The sequence below is a fragment of the Pseudomonas putida genome (assembly GCF_022627325.1).
Lineage (GTDB): Bacteria > Pseudomonadota > Gammaproteobacteria > Pseudomonadales > Pseudomonadaceae > Aquipseudomonas > Aquipseudomonas putida_X.
Genome location: NZ_JAETZZ010000007.1, coordinates 244969 through 267912 on the forward strand (window position 1 = coordinate 244969; position 22944 = coordinate 267912).

A 22944-nucleotide genomic window follows, 5' to 3' on the forward strand; every position below is an offset into this window, starting at 1 on the left:
ATCTTGCGGGAGCGGCCTTGTGCTCGCGCTGATCTGCCCGAGTTCGAGCCAGGGCGCAGTGCCGAGAATGACCGGTACAGGCTGTGTTTCATGCCAGCACCTGCTGCACGGCGTCGAGCATCACCTGCGGCGAGGCCAACTGCATCTCGCCGCTGTCGATATGCACCGCGACCTGCACGGTGCTGGCCCGGGTCATGCGTTCGCCGGTCATGGCGTCGCTGATCAGGTAGTGGATCTTCAGACGGTTTTCCCACTCCACCAGGCTGGCGCGCACGGTAAGGTGCTGGCCGAAGGTGGCGCCGCGGATGTAGCGCAGTTGCAGGTCGATCACCGGCCACGCGTAGCCGCTGGCCTGCATCTGCAGGTAATTGTGGGCCAGGCGGTCGAGCAGGGCGCAGCGGGCCACCTCCAGGTACTTCACGTAATGGCCGTGCCAGACGATGTGCATGCTATCGACGTCGAAGAAGGGAACGACGATCTCGCTGTCGACATGGAAGACCCCGGGGTTACGCATGCAACCTCCAGTGGCGCTGGGCGATACGCTGCAGACAGTGGCGCAGGTCGCTTTCCAGGGCGCGGTCTTCGATGACTGGAGCGAAGTCCGCCAGCAGTGCTTCGTGCATGTGCGCCAGGGCTGGCGGCAGTGGCCGTGCGTCGGCCTGGCGGCTGCGCAGCCAAACACCTTGGTTGGCGGCCAGCAGCGAGGCGGCGGCAACCTGTTCGGTCAGCTCCAGCACCCGCAGGGCATCGCGTGCGGCGATGGTGCCCATGCTCACTTTGTCCTGGTTGTGGCACTCGGTGGAGCGCGAGAACACGCTGGCCGGCATGGTCTGCTTCAGGGCCTCGGCAGTCCAGGCGCTGGCGCCGATCTGCACGGCCTTGAAACCGTGGTTGATCATCGCTCGCTCGGCGTCGGCGCCGGAAAGGTTGCTCGGCAGGCCGTGGTTGTAGCGCACGTCCACCAGCAGCGCCAGCTGGCGGTCGAGCAGGTCGGCGACGTTGGCCACCAGGGTTTTCAGGCTGTCCATGGCAAACGCGATATGCCCGCCATAGAAGTGCCCGCCGTGCAGCACACGCTCAGCGTCGCCATCGATGATCGGGTTGTCGTTGGCGCTGTTCAGTTCGGTTTCGATGAACCCGCGCAACCACCCCAGGCTGTCGGCCAGCACGCCGAGTACATGCGGGGCGCAGCGCAGCGAGTAGCGGTCCTGCAGGCGGTGCAGTGGTGGCAGTGGTGCGTCGATGGCCAGGTCCTGGCGCAGCCAGGCGGCGACCTGGGTCTGGCCGGGGTGCGGCTTGGCGGCGAACAGGCGTTCGTCGAAGTGCTCCGGGTTGCCCTGCAGGCCGATCACATTGAGCGCGGTGATGCGCGTGGCCAACTGCAGCACGTAATCGGCACGGGCATAGGCCAGGCAGGCCAGGCCGGTCATGACCGCGGTGCCGTTCATCAGCGCCAAGGCTTCCTTGGGGCGCAGTACCAGCGGTTGCCAGCCCAGCTCGCGGTGCACATCGGCACTGCTGCGGCGCTGGCCCTGGTACATCACCTCACGCTCGCCGGACAGGGTCGCTGCCACGTACGACAAGGGTGTCAGGTCCCCGCTGGCGCCCACCGAGCCTTCCTCGGGGATCAGCGGCAGGATGTCGTGGGCGAGAAAGTCGCGCAGGCGCTCGAGCAGTTCCAGGCGAACACCGGAAACGCCGTGGCTCAGCGAACGCAGGCGGGCGGCCAGCACCGCGCGGGTGGCGGGGGCGTCGAGCAGCTTGCCCAGCCCGCAGCCATGGAACGTGTACAGATGCTGTGGCAGGGCCTCCACGTGTTCCAGCGGCACGGCCACCACGCAGGAGTCGCCGTAGCCGGTGGTGACGCCGTAGATCACCCCTTCCTTGTCGAGCAGGGTGTCGAGAAAGCGCGCGCCGCGGGCGATGCGTTCACGGTAGGCGGCGTCGTTCTGCAGCGCTACCTGCGCGCGGCGCTCGGCCAGGGCCAGGACATCTTCGATTGCCAGCGGCGATTCGCCGAAGGTGACAGGCTCATGCGGATGCATCGTCATCGGTCTTCCAGAAAGGGTAGAAATTGAACCACTGCAATGGCGCCTGGACGCAGTAGTGCCCCAGGCGTGCGGCGTAGCGCGTGGCCCACTCGGCGATCACTTGGTCACGCTGGCCGCGCCGCCATTGCAGGCGTTCGGCGAAGGGTTCGAGGGTGATGTGGTAGCGGCCCTGGAGCTTGAGGCAGAACAGCAGGTTGAGCGGGCATTCGAGCATGCCGGCGAGTAGCCAGGGGCCTTGCGGGAAGGCCGCCGGGTGGCCGAGGAAATCCACCTCGACGGTACGTGCGCCGTGCAAGGGCACGCGGTCGCCGGCGATCGCCAGCCACTCGCCGCGCTCCAGTCGCTCGGACAGCTGCAGCATCACCGCTGGGTCCAGTTCGCTGACCTGAATCAGCCGCAGGTTAGTGGCACCGGCCTCACCGAGCAGGCGGTTGAAGCGCTCGGCATGGCGGGTGTGTACCAGCACGTTCATGGTTACCTGTTCGCCAATCTCGGCCAGGGCCCGGCACACTTCGAGGTTGCCCAAATGCGCACCGACCAGCATCTGCCCGCGTGCACCGCGCAGTTGCTGGCGCAGGTTGGCGGGGTCGTGGATCTCGATGTCCTCGATGCGCAGCTTGCCGTTCCACACATCGAGCTTGTCCAACAGTGCCTCGGCAAACGCCATGAACTGGCGAAACACCTGCCAATGGTTGGGCGCAGCGGTTTGCCCGGCGTTCCATTGGTGCAGCCGCTGCTGGTACTGGCGGGCGCTGCGTCGGGCGCGGCGGCCAAACAGGAAGAAGTAGGCGACGATGAGGTGGATCAGCGGGCTGAGTACACGGCGCCCGAGCAGGCGCACCAGGGTCGCGGTCAGCTTCATCAACCAGAAGCTGCCCCGTTCCTGGTGCTCGGCCCAGTGTTGTGGCTGTTCGCTCATGCGCGCCACCTGCGCCAGAGTATCAGGGGTGCGCGCAGCAACATGCCGAAGAACAGCTTGGCGTGCATCTTCGAGATCAGCGCATTGTCGTGGAACAGGCGAAAGTGCGAGAGGCCGTCCTGTGGGTAGTGCACGCGGGTCGGCAGCCACTTCATGGGCTGGTTGCGCCAGGCCAGGCGCACGAGAATCTCCGGGTCGAAATCCATGCGTTTGCCCAGCTTTACGCTGTCGATCATCGCCAGGGTCGCCGGCAGCGGGTAAACCCGAAAGCCGCACATGGAGTCAGGTATCTGCAGCGACAGGCTGTTGATCCACACCCACACGTGGGTCAGGTAGCGGGCGTACAGGCGGCCCTTGGGCACGCTGGCATCGTACTGTGGATAACCGCACACCAGCGCCTGTGGATAAGCTTGCGATTGCTCGACGAAGCGGCCGACATCGGCGAGATCGTGCTGGCCGTCGGCGTCCACTTGCAGGGCATGGCTGAAACCGAGCCGTGCGGCTTCGCGCAGGCCGGCCATGACTGCGCCGCCCTTGCCCTGGTTGACCGCCAGGGTCACCAGGTGCACGTCAGGCTGGCCGGCGAGGCGCCCCAGCACTTGGGCGCAGGGCGCGTAGCTGGCGTCATCTACCAGCACGCAGGGAAGGCCTGCGCGCAGCAGGTCGGCGACCACGGCCGGCACTGCCTGCTCGTGGTTGTACACCGGGATCACCGCACAGGGCTTATGCACAGACGGCCTCCAGCAGAATACGGCCACTGGAGCAGGGCAACCCAGCGCAGGTGAAGGTGAAGTACAGCTTGCCGCGCGCGCTGTCCCAGCGCAGGGTCAGCGCCAGTTCATCGCCTGGGCGCACCAGCTGCTGGAACTTGAGCACTTCCATGCCGCTGAAGCGCCGCTCGCAATCGAGCAGTTCGCCGCCGAGGTCGATGGCCCAGTCGATCTGGACCACGCCCGGCAGTACCGGGGTCTGCGGGAAGTGCCCGGGGAAACACGCCAGGTCCAGCGGCACGGCCAGGCGCAGGTGCAGTTCGTCGCCCTCGCGGCGCTGTTCCAGCACCTCGGGCGCCAGGCTGCGCTGGGCCAGCAGCAGGGCCTGCAAGTTGGCCTGGGGCAGCTTGCCCTGGCTGTTCAGCGGCAGGCGGCGCAGCAACCGCCAACGGCGTGGCAGGGCCAGCGCTTCGCAGTGGCTGGCCAGGTGCGTGCGCAGGCCGTCGACCAGCGCCCGACGGCCAAGGTTGCGCAATGTGTGCAGGCCTGCCGGGCTTGGCACCAGCAGCGCGCCAAGGAAGGCGCGGCCTTCCTCGATCATGCCCAGGCGCGCTTCGGCGACCCACGGGTGGCTGCACAGGGCCTGTTCGAGCATCGGCAGGGAGATACGCTTTTCTTCCAGCTTGACGATACGGTCCAGGCGCCCGAGCAGGCGGAAGCGCCCGCCTTCGACGAACTCGACGGCATCGGCGCTCTGCTCGACATGGCCGGCTGGCAGGTAGCTGGAGGCGATGCGCAAGGCACCTTGCTCATCCTGGCTCAGTTGCACATCGGCGAACGGGCTCCACAGTTCTTCGCCCTGACGCCAGGCGATGCCGCCGGTTTCCGAGCTGCCGAGGATTTCCGCCGGCCACTGGCCCAGGCGCTGGTGCAGGCGCTCGCCAGCCTCCGCCGGCAGTTCGCCGCCGGACGAGAACACTAGGCGCACCGGGCGCAGGGCCGCCCAGTCGAGGTTGTCGCCCATGCGCTTGAGGAGCGCCGGGCTGGCCACCCAGGCAAATGCCGGGTGTTCGCGGCTGGCACGTTGCAGGTCTTCGGGGAAGGGTAGCGGGCGGCGCTCGAAGCCACGCCCGGCGCACAGGGGCCAGAGCACGCGGAACAGCAGCCCATAGATGTGCTGGGTGGCGACGCTGCCGATGATCCACGCATCGCCCAAGGTGCTGCCCCATAGTCGTTCCAGGGCGGTCACTTCGTTGGCCAGCTGGCGCAGCTGCTTGTCGATGCGCTTTGGCTCGCCGCTGGAGCCGGAGGTGCAGAGGCTGATCCGGCACTGCGCCAGATCCAGGTCGGCAGGTTCCAGGGCGTTGCCCAGCAAGGCCTCCAGCGTGGCATCGCCTGGCTGATCGCTGAGCCACAGGTCGACTTGGGCATTCCAGCGCTCGCGGGTTGCCGGTTGCAGGTCGGCGGGCAGCAGCACCTCGACTCCGGCCCGCCAGGCGCCCAGCAGCGCGGCCGCCAGTTGCGCGGCGTCTTCCAGATGCACTGCCAGGCGTTTGACCCCACGCTGGCGCAGGCCACCGGCCAACTGCAGGGCCTGCCGGCACAGTGCGGCGTGGTCCAGGGCCGGCGCCTGGGTCACCTGGCGCGGCGCTTCCAGCGGGCGCAGCAGGTGTTCGAGGTTGATCCAGTTCATGAGCGTCCTCGCACACGTTGTCTTATCAGCCATTCGATGGCGAACAGCAGGCCCATCGCGGCATAGGCGATCACGCCGTTGTACAGGGTCCACCAGCGCAGTGGCGCCCACAGCGTGAGGCTGGCGGCGATCAGGCCGTTGCACAGAAAGAACAGGCTCCACGCCTCGGTCACCCGGCGCGTGTAGCGCACGGCCCGGGGTGGCAATTCAGGGTCACGCAGGCGCGCCAGGCGCTCGGCCATGGGCATGCCGTGCAGCAGGGTGCTGCCGAACAGGGCGAGCATGAAGGCGCTGATCAGCACCGGGTACCAGCGCAGCAGTTGCTGGCTGTCGGACAGCCCCAGCACGCCACAGAATGCCAGCGCCGCCAGCGCCATCCACAGGCTGCCCGGGCGGCGCGGCGCGCTCAGGGCGCGGGCCAGCCAGAGGGCGCCAAGCAGCAGGCCGAATTGCCAGGGGGCGAAATGGGCCATGCCGAAATGCACGGCAAACGGATAGAGCAGGCCGGCCAACAGCAGACCGAGGCCGATCAGGCGTTTCATGCCGTCGGGTTTACCAGGCGGAACACGGCCTCGACCACGTCATTGACGGTACGTACCGACTTGAAATCGTCAGCGGCGATCTTCTTGCCGGTCTGGCGCTTGATGTGGTCGATCAGGTCGACGGCATCGATGCTGTCGATTTCCAGGTCCTGATACAGGTTGGATTGCAGAGAGATGCTGGCCGGTTCCAGTTCGAACAGTTCGACCAGAGCGTCGCGCAGGATGTTGAAGATGTCTTCGCGGGTTTGCATGGTACGTTCTCAGGCGGCCTGACGGGCGGTGACGAATGCCGCCAGCGTGGCGACGTTGCTGAAGTGGTTGCGGGTGTCCTTGGCATCGGCGTCGATCTTGAAGCCGTAGCGCTTCTGGATCGCCAGGCCGAGTTCCAGTGCGTCTACCGAGTCCAGGCCCAGGCCTTCGCCGAACAGGGGTTGTTCATCGTCGATGTCCTGAACGCTGATGTCTTCCAGGCCCAGGGCGTCGATGATCAGCTGTTTGAGGTCACGGTTCAGGTCTTGCTGTGGCACGCTCATTGGCGGCGAGCTCCTTGATGAAGTAGTGGTGCAGATGGTCGTTGAGCAGCCGCGATGCCTTGGGGGCGGGGCCCAGGGCGGCGAAGGCCTGAGGATCGATATCGGCGCCGACCTTGAGGGTAAAGTGCACGCGGCGGCTGGGAATGCGGTACCAGGGTTCATTCTTGGTCAGCGTGGTGGGGCTGACCTGGATGGTCACCGGGGTGATGATCTTCGCACCGCGCAGGGCGATTGCGGCGGCGCCACGATGAAAGGCCGGCGCCTGGCCGGGCGAGGTGCGCGTGCCTTCGGGGAAGATCACCAGTGGCTGGCCCTGGCGCAGCGACTCCACGGCGGTGTCGAGCATGTCCAGGCTGCCGTCGTTGCCGATGTACTGGGCTTCGCTGACCGGACCGCGGGTGAATGGGTTGTCGAACAGGCTCTGCTTGACCACGCAGTTGGCCTGGCGCACCAGGCCAATGAGAAACACCACGTCGATCAGCGACGGGTGGTTGGCGATGATCATCTGCCCAGGCCGGCCGAGGCGCTCGGCGCCGTCGATCTGGTAAGTCAGCACGCCGGTGGCGTGCATGAACCGCACGAAACGCCAGAACAGCCAACTGATGGTGCGCCGCGCGCGCCGGCGATGGCGTTCGGCACCGCCTGGCAGGCAGGCCAGCAGCGGAAAGACCAGCAGGCGCAGGCACAAACCGCCCAGGCCGAACAGAAAGAAGCTCGCGGCGGTGGCCACCAGACGCCAATAGTAAGCGTCGCGTGGCCGGCTCACGGCTGTCGTTGCCAGTTCCATGTACGACGATTCCAGGTGTGGGTGAAGGAATTGCAGCCAGTCAGCATGGCTTTGAGCCAGCTGAGGCCGTGAGGCAATTCCACGGGAGGTGTTGCCAACGCCTGCCCGGGCGCGAGTTGCCATTGCTGGCCGGGGGTCAGCAGCAGGCCCAGGGCGTAGGCGAAGGGCACGTCGTCGATCCAAGGGCTGTAGGCCTCGGGGGGCAGTTCCTCGGTGACGATCAACAGCACGGCGGGTGCACCCTCGGCCAGCAGTGCCGCCGCCTCCAGCACGCCTTGCTCGAACCCGTCGCCCGCGGCCGCCAGGGCGGTCATTTCGCTGGTCGAGCCGCGCAGGATCGACCACAGGCCGATGACCGCGTTGTGCACCGACAGGCTGAACTGAGTGGGCGACAGCGGCTGGCGTGCGGCCAGCTCGCTGAGAATCGAAAAGGTGCGGGGCGTTTCACCGTGGCGCGATACGAACACCAGTGGCAACTGCTCGCGGCCCTCGGCCAATGGCCAACCCACGGCAAAGGCCATGCGCGCCAGGTGGCTGAGGCGACGGCGTTGCATGGCGGGCAGGAAGCTCACGTCAGGCGCCTGCGCATCGCTGCGTGGCGGCTGATGGCCATTTGCCCATAATTGCCAGTCGGCGTGTGTCGAGAGGCCAGGGGCCCACGCGCGCCATTGGCTGATGTCGAAGGTGATCACGGTGCTTTGTTTCCCGCCCTGAGGGACTTCCATGCCGAGGGAATGACTCGGCGTAACGACCTGCCAGGGTTGGCGCATTCATCGAGTGGCGCGCATTATCCCGGTGCCGGGGTCATGTATCAATGCATAGTGGTTCAATCAGACATTGCCTTCGTCTGGACATGACATACGCTGATCGCCGTGTACGCGGTTTCCGACAACCGGTCAGGGCAAGGTTGTCGGTCGGGAGGTGCACAACTTGAATGAAGAATGCTGGTCAACGCCGAGCGGGCGCCACATACTCGGGCATTCGTTGATACACGGAGGTCTCTCATGCGGCGCGTGGTGTTCAATCAGAAAGGTGGCGTGGGCAAGTCGAGCATCGCTTGCAACCTGGCTGCGGTCAGCGCCAGCGACGGCTATCGGACCCTGCTGATCGACCTGGATGCCCAGGCCAACTCGACTCAGTACCTGACCGGCCTCACCGGCGAAGACATCCCCATGGGTATCGCCGACTTCTTCAAGCAAAGCCTCTCCAGCGGGCCGTTCAGCAAGAAGAACAAGGTCGATATCTACGAAACCCCGTTCGATAACCTGCATGTGGTCACCGCCACCTCGGAGCTGGCCGATTTGCAGCCCAAGCTCGAGGCCAAGCACAAGATCAACAAGCTGCGTAAGTTGCTCGACGAGCTCGACGAGGATTACGAGCGGATCTACATCGATACCCCGCCTGCACTCAACTTCTATGCGGTATCTGCGCTGATTGCGGCAGATCGCGTGCTGATCCCCTTCGACTGCGACAGTTTTTCACGCCAGGCGCTGTACGGGCTGCTGGCTGAGATCGAAGAGTTGAAGGATGACCACAACGAAGAGCTGGTGGTCGAGGGCATTGTCGTCAACCAGTTCCAGTCCCGCGCCAGCCTGCCCCAGCAAATGCTCGACGAACTGCTGGCCGAAGGGCTGCCGGTATTGCCGGTCTACCTGAGCAGTTCGGTGAAGATGCGCGAGTCGCACCACGCCAGCTTACCGCTGATTCACCTGGAGCCACGGCACAAGCTGACCCAACAGTTCGTCGAGCTGCACTCGCTGCTCGAAGAAAACGCTTAAATCCCTTGGCTGCGTAGCCACTCCAGCAGCGACTGCAGTGGAAACGCGCCCGCCTGGCGGCTGACTTCGCGGCCGTTCTTGAACAGGATCAGGCTGGGAATCGAACGGATACCCAACTGGCCAGCAAGGGTGCGGTTGGCTTCGCTGTCGAGCTTGGCCAGGCGGCAGCGCCCCTCGAGTTGGCGGGCGGCCTGTTCGAAGGTGGGGGCGAAGGACTTGCAGGGGCCGCACCAGTCGGCCCAGACGTCGATCAGCAGCGGCAGGTCGCCTTTGATCTGGCTGGCGTAGTTGCGTTCGTTGAGTTCGAACGACTGGCCCAACAGCACCTGCTGTTTGCAGCGGCCGCATTTAGGCGCATCGCCCAGGCGGGTGGCAGGCAGGCGGTTGAGGCCGTCGCAGTGGGGGCAGGGGATTAGCAACGAGTCGGACATAGGGTTTCCTTGTGGTGTTTGGTCAAGCCCTGTCGCCAGCCATCAGGAGGAGCAGCTGATTTCCAGGTGTTTGCCCCACGCTGGCGGGCGTTCGGCGTAGGCCTGCATTCCGGCTTGTTCCTCGAACGGCGTGCTCAGCACCTGATGCAGCCGCCGCACTTCACTGTAGTCACCGGCCTCGGCGGCTTCGATGGCTTTTTGCGCCAGGTAGTTGCGCAGCACGTACAGCGGGTTCACCGCGTGCATGCGCTCGCGGCGCCCATCGCCATTACCGGCTTCACGCTCACAACGGGCCAGATAGGCTGCGCCCCAGGCATCGAAGCCTTCCAGGTCGATGAAGTCGTCGCGTACGTCCTTGAGTGCCTCGGCCACCGGCTGCTCGCCCAGCCTGCGGAAGAACAGGTTGTAGTCCACACCCCCGCTCTGCATGCGCTGCAGCAGGCGCTCGACCAGCGCCATGTCCTCGTCCTCAGCCGTGGTCAGGCCCAGGCGCCGGCGCATCAGGTCCAGGTAATGCGCCTGGTACAGCGGCAGGAACAACGCCAGCGCTTGCTTGAGGGGCTCGACCTCAATCACCGTGGTCAGGGCCTGGGCCAGTGCGCTGAGGTTCCAGTGGGCGATCGGCACCTGGTTGGCATAGCTGTAGCGGCCGCGGTCATCGGAATGGTTGCAGATGAAGTTGGCGTCGAAGTCGTCGAGGAAGGCGAAGGGGCCGAAATCGAAGGTGATGCCCAGGATCGACATGTTGTCGGTGTTCATCACCCCATGGCAGAAGCCATAGGCCTGCCAGCGCGCAATCAGCTCGGCGTTGCGCTCGACGATGGTGCGGAACATGGCCAGGTACGGCTGCTCGGCCTCGCGGCATTCGGGGTAATGCTGCGCCAGCACGTGGTCGATCAACACCCGCTGTTGCTCCGGCTGCTTGGTGTAGTAGAAGTACTCGAAATGGCCAAAGCGCACGTGGCTCTGTGCCAGCCGTGTGAGCATGGCGGCGCTCTCGCGGGTTTCACGCCATACCGGGGTATTGGAACCGATCACGCACAGCGCGCGGCTGCTGGGGATGCCCAGGGCGTGCAGGGCTTCGGAGGCGAGAAACTCGCGAATCGACGAACGCAGCACCGCCCGGCCATCGCCCATGCGCGAGTAAGGGGTCTGGCCGGCACCCTTGAGGTGCAGGTCCCAGTGCTCGCCCGTCTCGTTGAGCACTTCGGCCAGCAGCAGCCCACGGCCATCACCCAGGCGCGGGTTGTACGAGCCGAATTGATGGCCTGAATAGACCATCGCCCGTGGGTCGGCCTCTTCCCAGAGTTTATGGCCGCTGAACAGCTCGGCGAACACTGGCAGGTCGGCCTGGGCCGGGTCGAGGTCGAGCAAGCCCATGGCCGACTCGCTTGCCACGACCAGGCGCGGCTCTGCGATGGGCTCGGGCAGGACCTGGGTGGAAAACGCATCGCCCAGGCGGGCGAAGCGGTTGTCGAAGGTGAGTTGGTCGAGGGCTTTCACGGGCTGCTCCTAGGGTTCAGCACAGAATAAAGCATTCGAGCCGTATCAGGCCGGCGCAGTGCCATCGGGTTTTGGTTGTTCCACGGGAATCAGCTGCTGCTTGCCGCCTTTGGTGTCCATCAGGAACACCTCGACCTGGCGTACCGAGATCTTGATGTTATGCGCCTTGAACTCACGGTTGATGTAGCGGTTGATCTCGTCCAGCGTCGGGTTGCGGTCGCCCAGGTCGCGTACGTGCATGCGCAGTTCGTGGTCCAGCGAGCTCTCGCCGAAGTTGAGGAAATACACCAGCGGTTCCGGGTCTTTGAGCACCCGTGGATTTTCATGGGCGCCCTTGAGCAGCAGGTCGCGCACCAGGTCCAGGTCGGAGCCGTAGTCGATGCCCAGTTTCAGCGTGACGCGGGTGACCGTGTCGGTCAGCGACCAGTTGATCAGTTGGCCGGTGATGAAGGTCTTGTTGGGGACGATGATGTCCTTGCGGTCGAAGTCGGTAATGGTAGTGGCGCGGATGCGGATCTTGCTCACGGTGCCGGACAGGTTGCCGATGGTGATGGTGTCGCCGATGCGCACTGGGCGTTCGAACAGGATCATGATGCCGGAGATGAAGTTGGCGAAGATCTCCTGCATGCCGAAACCCAGCCCGACCGACAGCGCTGCCACCAGCCACTGCAGCTTGTCCCAGCTCACGCCGAGGGTCGACAGGGTACTGACGATGCCTATACCGACGATGGTGTACGACAGCAGCGTGGTGGTGGCGTAGGCGCTGCCTTGGGCCAGGTTCAGCCGCGACAGCACCAGCACCTCCAGCAAGCCCGGCAAGTTGCCGGCCAGGGCGAAGGTGATGCCGACGATCACCAGCGCACCGAGCAGGTCGCCGAGGCTGATCGGCACCATGCTGGCGGCCGTGCCGGTGCCGCTGGTGTATTCGTACAGGGTGAAGTTGTTGAGGTAGGCGAACACCGTGATCAAGTCCGCCCACACCCAGTACAGGCCGGCAATGAAGCCACCGAGCAAGGCCAGGCGGATCAGGCGCAACGACTGCTGGTTGACCTGCTCGATGTCCAGCGTCGGCTCTTCGGTGATGACTTCGCCGTCCAGGCCTTCCTTGGCGGCCGCGCGCTTGCTCAGCGCACGCTGGTAGGCCAGGCGCCGTGCGGCAACCGATAGGCCACGTACGAATGCTGCCTCGATCACCAACCAGAACATCAGCAGGTAAAGGGTGTAGATCAGCCGGTCGGTGAGCTTCAGTGCGGTGTAGTAATAGCCAAAGCAGACCGCAACGAACAAGGCGATTGGCAACGCCGTGAAGGCCAGCCCGACGGCCCGGCGGAACAGCGAAGCGTCGCGGTGCGCGGGGCTGCTCAGCAGCAGGCGGCTGAGCAGCCAGGCCATGAGTGCGTAACAGGTCAGCACAACGCCGATGCCCAGCACATCGTCGGCCAGTGCCGACGGCTGGTGCTCGGCCACTGCCACCACGCCGACCAGCGCCAGCACGACGGTACCCAGCCGGCGCACCCAGCCGCGCAGGAACTCGACTTGCGGTTTGTGCCAGCGGAAGTGGATTTCCGCCACCCCTCCTGGGGCGAGAATGCGGTAGGCGGTGTAGAACACGAGCCAGGCCTGGGCCAGTTGCCAGAGCGCGGAGCCAAGGTTGGCGTTTTGCCCACGGGCGTCGATCTGCAGGGCATAGCTGCACAGGGCAAGGCCCAGGCTCACTGGCATCGCCAGGAGAATGTTGATCAGGATCGCCTGGGGCGTGTGCCACTGGCTGTCACGGCGGAAATGGCCGATATCCTGGTGCACCTTGTTCAACCGTTGGTAGAGGTATTTACGGCGCCACAGCAGGGCACCGATCACCAGCAGCAATGGCAGGAAAAGCAATGGGCGCTGGCTCAGCCCGTCGCCCAGCTCCTTCAGGCCAGAGCCCCAGGGCAGGTCTGAGACCTGTTTGGCAAAGCGCTCCGGCACCGTCTTCAACCAGTCCCAATCCAGCGGCTTGTTGCTCGGGATCCAGAACATCTGCTCGTCGAGCGTGGTGCGCAGGCCTTGCGCGGTGCTGAGCAACTGCTTCTGGTTGAGCTGCAGGGTGATCGATTCGTTGAGCAGCGCCGACAGCTCGCGGTTAAGGCGTTCAAGCAGGTCGCTGCGGGTGATCGCAACCTCCAGCAGGGCCTTGCGCAAGGCTGGGGTGACGTCTTGCTGCGGCTGGTTGGCCAGCAGTTTGTCGACATAGGTCACCGGGCTGCTCATCTGCTCGCGCTGCTGGTTGATCTCGAACTGGTACAGACGGATGTCAGCGATCTGGTCCGCCAGGTCACGGTCGAGCTTCAGGTGCGGCAGGGCCTGCTTCTGCTTGTAGAGGATCTTCGACAGCAACAGGCTGCCCTTGAGCACGCTGATCTGCTCGTCCAGGGCTTGATCGGCCTGGGTCAGGCTGTCGAGCTGCTGTTTGGTGCGCAGGTTCTGCTGGGTCAATTCGTTGAGGCGGTCGGTGCTTTTGAGCAGGTAGTCGGAAAGCTTGAGGTTGGCTGCGCTTTCGCTGGCCAGCAGGCTGCTGCCGCCAGCCTTCTGCGCTTCGATCGACTGTTGGGTTACGGTTTGCTGGGACTGGGCCAGGCGCTTCTCGTTGATCAGCGTCTGCAGGTCCTGGATTTCCTGTTCCAGACGTGCGGTGCGTTCGATCAGCAGGTCGTGGCGGGCGTTGCCCAGGTCTTGCAGCAGGCCGTTGCCGGCCAGTTCCTGGCGGCGCAGCAGGGTCAGGGCATTGAGCGAGGCCAGTTCGGCACTGAGTTGGTTGCGCTGGTCGGCATTGATCGATTTGCCGCCATCCTTGCCGCTCTTGAGGATGGTGTTGATTTGCTGGCTGCGTGTCTGGTTGTTGCTGATCTCGGCCTGGGCGCGCTCGGGGCGGGTCTGGGAATTGATGATCAGGCTGTTGGCATCGGACAGCGCTTTTTGCAGCTCACCCTGCAGCGTGTTGCGTTCGCTGAGCATCTGCTCGAGCTGCGGCACGCTCAGGCTGGCGTAGCGTTGAGCCACCGGTTGTGGCTTGCTGGCTTTGAGCTTGGCCAGTTCTTTCTGGCTGTCGCTGGTCTCTTTGGGCGCGTCAGCCAGCTGTTGCTTGAGCTCGGCAAGCCTCTTCTCGCTATCTTCCTTGTTGGCAAGCAGGCTCAGGGTTTGTTCGAGCACCTGCTGCAAGGCCTTCTGATCGGCCTCCGGGAGTTTGCGTTCGGCGATCTTGTCGAGGCTGTTCTGAATGCTGGCAGCGCTCGGAGCTTCGGCCGCAGCAGCGGCGAACGGCAGGGACAGGCACAACCCGAGCAGGGCTGTGCGAAGGTACACGCGCAGGGACATAGGCAGACTACTTATGGATCATGCAGAAACGAAGTTTAGAGGAACAATCCTGGTCCGGGTCGCGTTCCTTCGGGGAATCTGACGCCCACTTTCTGGATCTTGTTCCCGTCCATGGTCGCCACGGTCCAAATCGTGCCGTGCCATTCCACCTGATCGCCCACTACTGGAGCGCCCCCGACCTTCTGTCGGATGAACTGCGCCAGTGGCATTTTCGCGTCCAGGCCGTCGAGTTTCAGGCCGTAAAGGGCTGCCACCGCGCCCAGTTCGGCATCGCCTTCGAGCACGAAATCGCCGAAAAAGCGCAGGTCCAGGCCGCGTTGCGGGGCCTGGCTGAACAGCTTGCCCAATGCGGGCAGGTTGTGTTCGTGGCCGATCACGCACAGCATGTCGCCGACTTCGAGTACGGTACTGCCGGAGGGGTGCAATAACTGTTCGCCACGGAACAGTGCGGCAATACGGGTGCCCTCGGGCATCTTCAATTCGCGCAGGGCGGCACCAATGCACCACTTTTCCGCGCCCAGGCGATAGACGAACAACTCCCACTCGCTGGTAACGTGCACTTCGAGCGCGGACCGTGAGATCGGTGCCGGGTCCGGTGGTACCGTGACTTTCAACAGCTTGGCCATCCACGGCAGGCTGGTGCCCTGCACCAGCAGCGATACCAGCACGATGAAGAATGCCAGGTTGAAGAACAGTTGCGCGTCAGGTAGCCCCGCCATCAGCGGGAACACCGCAAGGATGATGGGTACCGCGCCACGCAGGCCGACCCAGGAAATGAAGGCTTTCTCGCGGCCATGGAAGGCCTTGAACGGCAGCAGTGCGGCCACCACCGACAGCGGCCGCGCGATCAGGATCATCCACAGCGCCAGGCCCAGTGCGGGCAGGGCGATCGGCAGCAGGTCGTGCGGTGTTACCAGCAGCCCCAGCACCAGGAACATGCCGATCTGGGCGAGCCAGGCCATGCCGTCGAGCATGTGCAGGATGCCGTGGCGGCTGCGGATGGGTTTGTTGCCCAGCACCAGGCCGCACAGGTAAACGGCAAGGAAGCCGCTGCCGTGCAGGGCGTTGGTCAGCGAGAACACCGCCAAACCGCCAGCGATGACCAGAATCGGGTAGAGGCCGCCGGCCAGGTTGATCCGGTTGACCAGTTGCAGCATCAGCCAGCCACCGCCCAGCCCCAACAGCCCACCGATGCCGAATTCGCGCAGCAAGTGCCCCAGCAGGCTCCAGTGCAGGCCGGTCTGGCTGCTGGCGATCATCTCGATCAGGGTGACGGTGAGGAACACGGCCATGGGATCGTTGCTGCCCGATTCGATTTCCAGCGTCGCCGTGACCCGTTCGTTCAGGCCTTTGCCGCCAAGCAGTGAGAACACCGCCGCGGCGTCGGTGGAGCCGACGATGGCACCGATCAGCAGGCCCTGGATGAGGCTCAGGTCAAACAGCCAGGCCGCGACCAGGCCGGTGAGGGCGGTGGTGATCATCACGCCGATGGTGGCCAGCGACAATGCCGGCCACAGGGCTACGCGGAAGCTCGCTACCCGCGTGCGCAGGCCGCCGTCGAGCAGGATCACCGCCAGCGCCAGGTTGCCCACCAGGTAGGCGGTCGGGTAGTTGTTGAAGATGATGCCGCCACCGTCCACGCCGGCGAGCATGCCCACCGCGAGGATGATGACCAGGATTGGAATGCCAAGGCGCGACGACAGCGAGCTGACCAGGATGCTTGCGCCCACCAGCAATGCGCCGATCAAGAACAGGCTGTTGATGGTGCTTGCATCCAAAGGCAGGTACTCCGGGATAACGCGGGGAAGAGGACTCGATAGCTTTGAAGAACTAGCAGGTCGCGTGCCAATCGATTCTAACCTGATGAATTGGCAGCATGTAAAGCGTTTCTGCAGATGTAGAAAAGGCACCCCGAAGAGTGCCTTTTCCTGCGTTGCGCCTGCGCGCCTCAGCGCCGGCAAGCCGGCTCCCGCAGGGGGCGGCGGTATTGCCGCTGATGGCGCAAGTGGGGGCAGGTCAGGCCTGCTTCACTTCACGCATCGGCTTGCCCTTGACCGGCGCACCGTTGGCCACGTAGTACTTGGCAGTGCTGCGCGGCAGCGGCTTGCGGTTGCGGATCTTGTCCGAGATTTTCTCGGCGATCATGATGGTGGTGGCGTTGAGGTTGCCGGTGATGATGATCGGCATGATCGACGCATCCACCACACGCAGGCCCTGCATGCCGTGCACGCGGCCTTCGCCATCGACCACCGCCATCTCGTCGGTCCCCATCTTGCAGGAGCAGGACGGGTGGAAGGCGGTTTCGGCGTGCTCGCGGATGAACTTGTCCAGTTCTTCGTCCGTCTGCACGTGCGCGCCAGGGCTGATTTCACGGCCACGGTAGGGGTCCAGCGCTGGCTGGGCCATGATTTCGCGCGTCAGCCGGATACCGTCACGGAACTCCTGCCAGTCCTGCTCGGTGGCCATGTAGTTGAACAGGATGCTCGGGTGCTGGCGCGGGTCCTTGGACTTGACCTGGACGCGGCCACGGCTAGGCGAACGCATCGAGCCCATGTGCGCCTGGAAACCGTGTTCCTTCACGCCATTGGAGCCGTTGTAGTTAATCGCGACCGGCAGGAAGTGGTACTGAATGTTCGGCCATTCGAATTCAGGGCGAGTACGGATAAAGCCGCCTGCCTCGAACTGGTTGCTGGCGCCGATACCGGTGCCCTTGAACAGCCACTCGGCACCGATGGCAGGCTGGTTCCACCACAGCAACGACGGGTACAGCGACACCGGCTGGGTGCAGGCGTACTGCAGGTACAACTCAAGGTGATCCTGCAGGTTTTCGCCGACGCCCGGCAGGTCGTGCACGACCGGGATGTCGAGGCTTTCCAGCAGGGCCCGCGGGCCGACGCCGGAGCGCTGCAGCAGCTGCGGCGAGGCGATGGCGCCGGAGCTGACGATGACTTCCTTGCGGGCACGGGCCTCGACGCGCTCTTCGCTGTCGCCGACCAGGTAGGTCACGCCAACGGCGCGCTTGCCTTCGAACAGCACGCGATCGCTCAGGGCGTGGGTGACGATGGTCAGGTTCGGGCGCTTCTTGGCCTGGTCCAGGTAGCCGCGGGCGGTGCTGGAGCGGCGGCCGTTCTTGGTCACCGAGCGGTCCATCGGGCCGAAGCCTTCCTGCTGGTAGCCGTTCAGGTCTTCCGTGCGTGGGTAACCGGCCTGTACGCCGGCCTCGACCATGGCGTTGAACAGCGGGTTGTTGCCCGCTTTGGGGGTGGCAACGCTGAGCGGGCCTTCGCCGCCGTGGTAGTCGTTGGGGCCGATGTCACGGGTTTCTGCCTTGCGGAAGTACGGCAGGCAGTCCAGGTAAGCCCAGTCTTCCAGGCCTGGTAGCTTCGCCCAGCCGTCGAAGTCCAAGGCGTTACCGCGGATGTAGCACATGCCGTTGATCAGCGAGGAGCCACCCAGGCCCTTGCCGCGGCCACATTCCATGCGGCGGCCGTCCATGTGCGGCTCCGGGTCGGTCTCGTAGGCCCAGTTGTAGCGGCGGCCCTGCAGCGGGAATGCCAGGGCAGCCGGCATCTGGGTGCGGAAATCGAGGCGGTAGTCGGGGCCACCGGCTTCCAGCAGCAGGACGGTGACGCCGGCGTCTTCGGTCAGGCGAGTGGCCAGGGTGTTACCGGCCGAGCCGGCACCAACGATGATGTAATCGTATTCCATGGGGCTTCCTCCGGAAGCAGCTGCGAGCTTCAAACGGCAAACTGTAAGTAAAGGCAGCCGTGGGAAACTCGCGGATGGATGAGCCTGCAAGGGCCGGTGGCGTTACGCCGACCGGCTCTTTCTTGCAGCTTGCAGCTTGCAGCTTGCAGCTTGCAGCTTGCAGCTTGCCGCTGTTTGTCAGAAGACCGACGCGTAGCCGCCCAGTTCGACCTGAACCGACTTGATGCGCGTGTACTGAGCCAGCGAGCTGACGCCGTTTTCACGGCCGACGCCCGACTGCTTGTAGCCACCGACCGGCATTTCGGCCGGCGATTCACCCCAGGCGTTGATCCAGCAGATGCCGGCTTCGAGCTTGTGGATGATGCGGTGGGCGCGGGTGATGTCGTTGGTGCACACGCCTGCGGCCAAGCCGTATTCGGTGTCATTGGCGCGGCGGATGACTTCTTCTTCGGTTTCGTAGGTGAGGATGCTCATCACCGGGCCGAAGATTTCTTCCTTGACGATGGTCATGTCGTCGGTGCAATCGGTGAACACGGTCGGGGCCACGAAGGCGCCCTTGGCGAAATCACCTTCGGTCAGACGCTCGCCGCCACACAGCACGCGGGCACCTTCTTGCTTGCCCTTGGCGATGTAGCCCAGCACGCTTTCCATGTGCTGGAAGCTGACCAGCGGGCCGAAGTTGGTGTTTTCGTCTTCCGGGTTGCCGGCGCGAATGCGGGCAACGCGCTCGGCGATCTTGGCTTCGAAGGCCGCTTTCATCTGGGCTGGGATGAACACGCGGGTGCCGTTGGTGCAGACCTGGCCGGAGCTGTAGAAGTTGGCCATCATGGCGATGTCGGCGGCCTTGTCCAGGTCGGCATCGGCGCAGATGATCAGCGGCGACTTGCCGCCCAGCTCCATGGTGACTTCCTTGAGCGAGGAGCTCGAAGCGCTGGCCATGACCTTCTTGCCGGTGGTGGTGCCGCCGGTGAAAGAGACTTTCTCGATGCGCGGGTGTTCGGTCAGCCAGGTGCCGACTTCGCGGCCGCTGCCGGTCAGGACGTTGAACACGCCGTCCGGCAGGCCGGCTTCGGTGTAGATCTCGGCCAGCTTCAGGGTGGTCAGCGAGGTGACTTCCGAAGGCTTGAAGATCATCGCGTTGCCAGCGGCCAGGGCTGGGGCGGACTTCCACAGGGCGATCTGGATCGGGTAGTTCCAGGCGCCGATACCGACGGTCACGCCCAGCGGCTCGCGGCGGGTGTAGACGAACGAGCTTTCACGCAGCGGAATCTGCTCGCCTTCGATGGCCGGTACCAGGCCTGCGTAGTATTCCAGTACGTCGGCGCCGGTGACGATGTCGACATAGCGGGTTTCGGAGTACGACTTGCCGGTGTCCAGGGTTTCCAGCATGGCCAGCTCGTCGTTGCGCTCACGCAGGATGTCGACGGCACGGCGCAGGATACGCGAACGCTGCATGGCAGTCATTGCGGCCCAGACTTTCTGACCGCGCTCGGCGCTTTCGACGGCTTTCTCGACGTCGGCCTCAGTGGCGCGCTGAACGTGGGCCAGAACTTCGCCGGTCGCCGGGTTGATGGCTTCGAAGGTGGCATCGCTGCCAGCGTCGACATAACCGCCGTCGATGTAGAGTTTTTGCGTTCCGAAACGGGCCATAGTGTCCTCGCAAGTGCAGTGTGTGAGTGGCTTTCGCGTCACGCTCCGGCCGGCTGGGCAAGGGCTGTGCGCATTTTTTCAGAGGCCGGTGGTTGCGTGTCCGGGCGCTTCTGTTTAGCCAGTTGTAGTTCCAGGTATTCGTAAGCGATCTGTATCGCCTGGCGGGTGTCGAAGGCATCGCCCGACAGCGCTCCACGCAGCCACAGCCCGTCGATCAAGGCAGCCAGGCCGCGGGCGGCGGTGCGCGCTTCATCGAGCGGCATGGCGCGGCGGAACTGGCAGCACAGGTTGGAATACAGGCGGTGATCGTTGATCCGCTGCAACCTGTGCAAGGACGGCTGGTGCATGCTGGAGGCCCAGAAGGCCAACCAGGTTTTCATTGCCGGGCCATTCACCTGGCTGGCATCGAAGTTGCCATCGATGATCACCCTCAGGTGGGCTCGCGGGCTGTCGTCGGTCAGTGCCTGGCGACGGGCGATCACGCCCTCGTTGAGCATGTTCATGATGTGGCGCATCGTCGCCGCGATCAGGCCGTTCTTGTCCTGAAAGTAGTGACTGATGATGCCGTTCGACACACCGGCCAAACGGGCAATCAGCGCAATGCTGGCATCTCCCAGGCCGACCTGATCGACTGCTTGCAGCGTCGCTTCGATCAATTGCTGGCGGCGGATGGGTTGCATACCGACCTTGGGCATCTTGCTATCTCCTCAGGCCTGACGAGCAGACAACGTGCGGCTGACTCGGCGAGGACCAGTCTATTTTGTTTTGATTGAACGTTCAATCAATAAAGAATAAGCTCTGCGACAATTTGTGCCATTGACAGCTTCCAAGGCTGTTTCGGTGGCACGGATTGACACCCCAGGAAATCGCGTAACCCCCGTATTACAAGGTGTTGACGGGTATTAGCGATGCGAAATGCAGATTCTGCTCAACGGCCATGCGCCTGCGGCAGGCCCTTGGAGCGGGCGGGGTGCTCTGTGACGAATGCGCGCACTCAACTGATTTGGCGAGGCATTTGCGCAGACCACCTGTCTGGTTTTGCAACGTTTCTATTCGGGATCACGGTTTCCAAGTTGCTTTTATAACACCTGATGCAGTGGGGGTATTCCACCAATTGCTCGGGAAAAGACTGATTAGCCTCCACAGCCGCACTGCCCGGAGCATTCGTGCAATGAGTTCTGCCTCCCTTACCAAACCCCCCGCCGAGAGGGTACGGGTCAATCGCGTGGTGTTTTACACCTCCGCGCTGATGATCCTCGTTCTGACTGCCTTGCTTATCGCTGTTCCCGAAACCGCCGGTCAGGTACTGGGCGTGGCCCAGAAGTGGCTGACACGCACCTTCGGCTGGTACTACATGCTGGTGATCTGCGGTTACCTGCTGTTCGTCGTTTACCTGGCGTTCTCCGACTACGGCAAGCTCAAGCTTGGCGGCAAGGATGACCAGCCCGACTTCAGCTACGGGGCCTGGGCCGGCATGCTGTTCTCCTCCGGTATCGGTATCTCGCTGCTGTACTTCGGCGCCTCTGAGCCGCTGGACCACTACTTCAATCCGCCGGAAGGCACCCCTGCCAGCCTTGAGGCCGCGCGCCAGGGCCTGCAACTGACCTTCCTGCACTGGGGGCTGCATGGCTGGGCGATCTACGCCCTGGTCGGGCTGGCCGTAGGCTATTTCGCCTACCGCCACAACCAGCCGCTGGCACTGCGCTCGGCCCTGTATCCGCTGGTCGGTGAGCGTTGGGTCAGAGGGGCCGCCGGTAACGCCGTGGACATCTTCGGCATGTTCGTCACCTTGCTGGGCCTGGTGACCAACCTCGGGATCGGCGCGATGCAGGTGTCTTCGGGCCTTGAATACCTGTTCGGCATGGACCATAGCCAGACCAACCTGCTGGTGGTGATTCTGGTCATGGCCGGGGTGGCCACGGTGGCAGCGGTGTCGGGTGTGGAAAACGGCATTCGCCGCCTGTCCAACCTGAACATCATGCTGTTCAGTGGCTTGCTGATCTTCGTGCTGCTGGGCGGCGAGACCCTGCACCTGCTCAACGGCCTGGTGCAGAACGTCGGCGACTACCTCAACGGCATCGTGCTGAAGACCTTCGACCTTTATGTCTACGAAGGCGAGGCCGGCAAATCTGAGCGTTGGTTGGGCCTGTGGACCGTGTTCTACTGGGCGTGGTGGATCTCCTGGGGGCCGTTCGTGGGCATGTTCATTGCCCGGATCTCCAAGGGCCGTACCGTGCGCCAACTGGTCTGCGGCGTACTGCTGATTCCGTTGGGCTTCACCCTGGCCTGGTTGTCGATCTTCGGTAACACCGCGCTTGACCTGGTGATCAACCAGGGCGCTGTGGCGCTGGGCAAGACCGCGCTGGAGCAGCCGTCGATGTCGATCTACCAGCTGCTGGAATACTTCCCAGCCGCCAAGATCGTGATCGGTGTGGCGGTGTTCGTCGGCTTCGTGCTGTTCCTTACCCCGGCCGACTCCGGCGCGGTGATGATGGCCAACCTGTCATGCAAAGGTGGCAAGGTCGACGAAGATGCCCCGCACTGGATGGTGGTGTTCTGGTCGGTGATCATCACCCTGGTCACCATCGGCCTGCTGTTCGCCGGTAACTTCGAAGCCATGCAGACCATGGTGGTGCTGGCGGGCCTGCCGTTCTCGGTGGTGCTGGTGCTGTTCATGTTCGGCCTGTACAAGGCCATGAAGCAGGACGTTGCCGTGGAGCAGGAGCGTGCCGAGCTGGCCGCCCGTGGCCGCCGCGGTTTCAGCGAGCGCCTGAGCCAGCTTGAGCTGCAACCGACCCAGGCTGTGGTGCAGCGCTTCATGGACAGGCAAGTCAGCCCGGCCCTCAAAGAGGCTGGCGAACAGCTGCGCAGCCTGGGCTTCGATGTCGAGAGCCGTGTTGGCCAATCGCGCAACACGATGGGCCTGCGGGTAATGATGGAAGAGGGCAACCCTTTCGTTTACGAAGTGAGCCTGGACGGTTACATGGCCGCACCGAGCGAGGCGCCGGTCGAAGGCGAGCCCGAGGTGCGCCAGCGCTTCTATCGCGCCGAAGTGTACCTGCACGATGGCAGCCAGGAGTACGACCTGATGGGCTTCGCGCCCGAGCAGATCGTGCGTGATGTACTGGACCAGTTCGAGAGCCATCGCCAGTTGCTTGGCCGCGTGTACAGCTGACGCGGCTAGCCCTTGCGCGGCCGGATGCCTGGCCGCGCAAGGGCTACAGCTTTATGTAACGCAGCGTACCCAGCCCCTTGGCACATCCTTGCGCTCCATTTGCCGCGAGG

Annotated in this window: 19 protein-coding genes; 2 read left to right on the forward strand and 17 right to left on the reverse strand. The window is 64.1% G+C overall.

What is annotated here, in order from left to right; translation table 11 throughout:
* Positions 1–88 precede the first annotated feature (88 nt).
* The 10 genes from JNA92_RS13535 to JNA92_RS13580 are packed head-to-tail and all read right to left on the reverse strand — an operon-like array spanning position 89 to position 7927.
* Positions 89–514 carry an acyl-CoA thioesterase gene (locus JNA92_RS13535; protein ID WP_241805138.1) on the reverse strand — a complete coding sequence of 142 codons (426 nt, stop codon included), beginning with the start codon at positions 512–514 and terminating at the stop codon, positions 89–91.
* Positions 507–2051, reverse strand: a complete 1545-nt coding sequence (locus JNA92_RS13540) for an HAL/PAL/TAL family ammonia-lyase (protein ID WP_241805139.1) — start codon at positions 2049–2051, stop codon at positions 507–509. The genes JNA92_RS13535 and JNA92_RS13540 overlap by 8 nt, the downstream gene beginning before the upstream one ends.
* Complete coding sequence (locus tag JNA92_RS13545; RefSeq protein ID WP_241805141.1) at positions 2032–2970, reverse strand: glycosyl transferase; 939 nt, start codon at positions 2968–2970, stop codon at positions 2032–2034. Before JNA92_RS13545 ends, JNA92_RS13540 begins: the two co-directional genes overlap by 20 nt.
* The gene (locus JNA92_RS13550) at positions 2967–3701 is read right to left on the reverse strand and encodes a glycosyltransferase family 2 protein (RefSeq protein WP_241805143.1); all 735 of its coding nucleotides are present in this window, start codon (positions 3699–3701) and stop codon (positions 2967–2969) included. Before JNA92_RS13550 ends, JNA92_RS13545 begins: the two co-directional genes overlap by 4 nt.
* Entirely contained in the window at positions 3694–5373 is a 1680-nt protein-coding gene (locus JNA92_RS13555) for an AMP-binding protein (RefSeq protein WP_241805144.1), read from the reverse strand. The genes JNA92_RS13550 and JNA92_RS13555 overlap by 8 nt, the downstream gene beginning before the upstream one ends.
* Positions 5370–5915, reverse strand: a complete 546-nt coding sequence (locus JNA92_RS13560) for a hypothetical protein (protein ID WP_241805145.1) — start codon at positions 5913–5915, stop codon at positions 5370–5372. Before JNA92_RS13560 ends, JNA92_RS13555 begins: the two co-directional genes overlap by 4 nt.
* A complete protein-coding gene (locus JNA92_RS13565; RefSeq protein WP_241805146.1) occupies positions 5912–6166 on the reverse strand; it encodes an acyl carrier protein in 255 nt (84 codons plus the stop codon). Before JNA92_RS13565 ends, JNA92_RS13560 begins: the two co-directional genes overlap by 4 nt.
* A gap of 9 nt (positions 6167–6175) precedes the next feature.
* Positions 6176–6448 carry a phosphopantetheine-binding protein gene (locus JNA92_RS13570; RefSeq protein WP_241805147.1) on the reverse strand — a complete coding sequence of 91 codons (273 nt, stop codon included), beginning with the start codon at positions 6446–6448 and terminating at the stop codon, positions 6176–6178.
* Positions 6417–7235 (reverse strand): lysophospholipid acyltransferase family protein, encoded by an 819-nt coding sequence (locus JNA92_RS13575; RefSeq protein ID WP_241805149.1) that lies wholly within the window; start codon positions 7233–7235, stop codon positions 6417–6419. Before JNA92_RS13575 ends, JNA92_RS13570 begins: the two co-directional genes overlap by 32 nt.
* Positions 7211–7927, reverse strand: a complete 717-nt coding sequence (locus JNA92_RS13580; RefSeq protein WP_241805150.1) for a beta-ketoacyl synthase chain length factor — start codon at positions 7925–7927, stop codon at positions 7211–7213. Before JNA92_RS13580 ends, JNA92_RS13575 begins: the two co-directional genes overlap by 25 nt.
* A gap of 312 nt (positions 7928–8239) precedes the next feature.
* Between JNA92_RS13580 and JNA92_RS13585 the strand changes: the two genes are divergently transcribed.
* Positions 8240–9013, forward strand: a complete 774-nt coding sequence (locus JNA92_RS13585) for a ParA family protein (protein WP_241805151.1) — start codon at positions 8240–8242, stop codon at positions 9011–9013.
* Here the strand turns inward: JNA92_RS13585 and trxC are convergent.
* From trxC to betI, 7 genes are all read right to left on the reverse strand, one after another.
* Positions 9010–9444 carry a thioredoxin TrxC gene (trxC, locus tag JNA92_RS13590; RefSeq protein ID WP_241805152.1) on the reverse strand — a complete coding sequence of 145 codons (435 nt, stop codon included), beginning with the start codon at positions 9442–9444 and terminating at the stop codon, positions 9010–9012. The genes JNA92_RS13585 and trxC overlap by 4 nt on opposite strands.
* A 42-nt stretch (positions 9445–9486) precedes the next feature.
* Positions 9487–10947, reverse strand: coding sequence for a protein adenylyltransferase SelO (gene selO / locus JNA92_RS13595; RefSeq protein WP_241805153.1), 1461 nt, complete (start codon positions 10945–10947; stop codon positions 9487–9489).
* Positions 10948–10992: 45 nt separating this feature from the next.
* Entirely contained in the window at positions 10993–14301 is a 3309-nt protein-coding gene (gene mscK, locus JNA92_RS13600) for a mechanosensitive channel MscK (RefSeq protein ID WP_241805154.1), read from the reverse strand.
* A 35-nt stretch (positions 14302–14336) separates the two neighbouring features.
* Complete coding sequence (locus JNA92_RS13605; protein ID WP_241805155.1) at positions 14337–16079, reverse strand: potassium/proton antiporter; 1743 nt, start codon at positions 16077–16079, stop codon at positions 14337–14339.
* 238 nt (positions 16080–16317) lie between these two features.
* Positions 16318–18009, reverse strand: a complete 1692-nt coding sequence (gene betA / locus JNA92_RS13610; RefSeq protein WP_241805158.1) for a choline dehydrogenase — start codon at positions 18007–18009, stop codon at positions 16318–16320.
* A gap of 177 nt (positions 18010–18186) precedes the next feature.
* On the reverse strand, positions 18187–19659 hold the full coding sequence (gene betB, locus JNA92_RS13615; protein WP_241805159.1) for a betaine-aldehyde dehydrogenase: 1473 nt from the start codon (positions 19657–19659) through the stop codon (positions 18187–18189).
* A 38-nt stretch (positions 19660–19697) separates the two neighbouring features.
* On the reverse strand, positions 19698–20354 hold the full coding sequence (betI, locus tag JNA92_RS13620) for a transcriptional regulator BetI (RefSeq protein ID WP_241805160.1): 657 nt from the start codon (positions 20352–20354) through the stop codon (positions 19698–19700).
* Positions 20355–20830: 476 nt separating this feature from the next.
* On the opposite strand from betI, the gene JNA92_RS13625 reads away from it, so the two are divergent.
* Positions 20831–22834, forward strand: coding sequence for a BCCT family transporter (locus JNA92_RS13625; RefSeq protein ID WP_277818155.1), 2004 nt, complete (start codon positions 20831–20833; stop codon positions 22832–22834).
* The last annotated feature ends 110 nt before the right edge of the window (positions 22835–22944 follow it).

What these genes read in the sequence shown, in the direction of transcription:
- JNA92_RS13540 (WP_241805139.1), bottom strand. Translation starts at nt 2,051, where the DNA reads ATGACGATGCATCCGCATGAGCCTGTCACCTTCGGCGAATCGCCGCTG.
- betA (WP_241805158.1), bottom strand. Translation starts at nt 18,009, where the DNA reads ATGGAATACGATTACATCATCGTTGGTGCCGGCTCGGCCGGTAACACC.
- JNA92_RS13565 (WP_241805146.1), bottom strand. Translation starts at nt 6,166, where the DNA reads ATGCAAACCCGCGAAGACATCTTCAACATCCTGCGCGACGCTCTGGTC.
- mscK (WP_241805154.1), bottom strand. Translation starts at nt 14,301, where the DNA reads ATGTCCCTGCGCGTGTACCTTCGCACAGCCCTGCTCGGGTTGTGCCTG.
- JNA92_RS13585 (WP_241805151.1), top strand. Translation starts at nt 8,240, where the DNA reads ATGCGGCGCGTGGTGTTCAATCAGAAAGGTGGCGTGGGCAAGTCGAGC.
- JNA92_RS13545 (WP_241805141.1), bottom strand. Translation starts at nt 2,970, where the DNA reads ATGAGCGAACAGCCACAACACTGGGCCGAGCACCAGGAACGGGGCAGC.
- betB (WP_241805159.1), bottom strand. Translation starts at nt 19,659, where the DNA reads ATGGCCCGTTTCGGAACGCAAAAACTCTACATCGACGGCGGTTATGTC.
- JNA92_RS13555 (WP_241805144.1), bottom strand. Translation starts at nt 5,373, where the DNA reads ATGAACTGGATCAACCTCGAACACCTGCTGCGCCCGCTGGAAGCGCCG.
- JNA92_RS13575 (WP_241805149.1), bottom strand. Translation starts at nt 7,235, where the DNA reads ATGGAACTGGCAACGACAGCCGTGAGCCGGCCACGCGACGCTTACTAT.
- JNA92_RS13560 (WP_241805145.1), bottom strand. Translation starts at nt 5,915, where the DNA reads ATGAAACGCCTGATCGGCCTCGGTCTGCTGTTGGCCGGCCTGCTCTAT.
- JNA92_RS13625 (WP_277818155.1), top strand. Translation starts at nt 20,831, where the DNA reads ATGAGTTCTGCCTCCCTTACCAAACCCCCCGCCGAGAGGGTACGGGTC.
- trxC (WP_241805152.1), bottom strand. Translation starts at nt 9,444, where the DNA reads ATGTCCGACTCGTTGCTAATCCCCTGCCCCCACTGCGACGGCCTCAAC.
- JNA92_RS13570 (WP_241805147.1), bottom strand. Translation starts at nt 6,448, where the DNA reads ATGAGCGTGCCACAGCAAGACCTGAACCGTGACCTCAAACAGCTGATC.
- betI (WP_241805160.1), bottom strand. Translation starts at nt 20,354, where the DNA reads ATGCCCAAGGTCGGTATGCAACCCATCCGCCGCCAGCAATTGATCGAA.
- JNA92_RS13535 (WP_241805138.1), bottom strand. Translation starts at nt 514, where the DNA reads ATGCGTAACCCCGGGGTCTTCCATGTCGACAGCGAGATCGTCGTTCCC.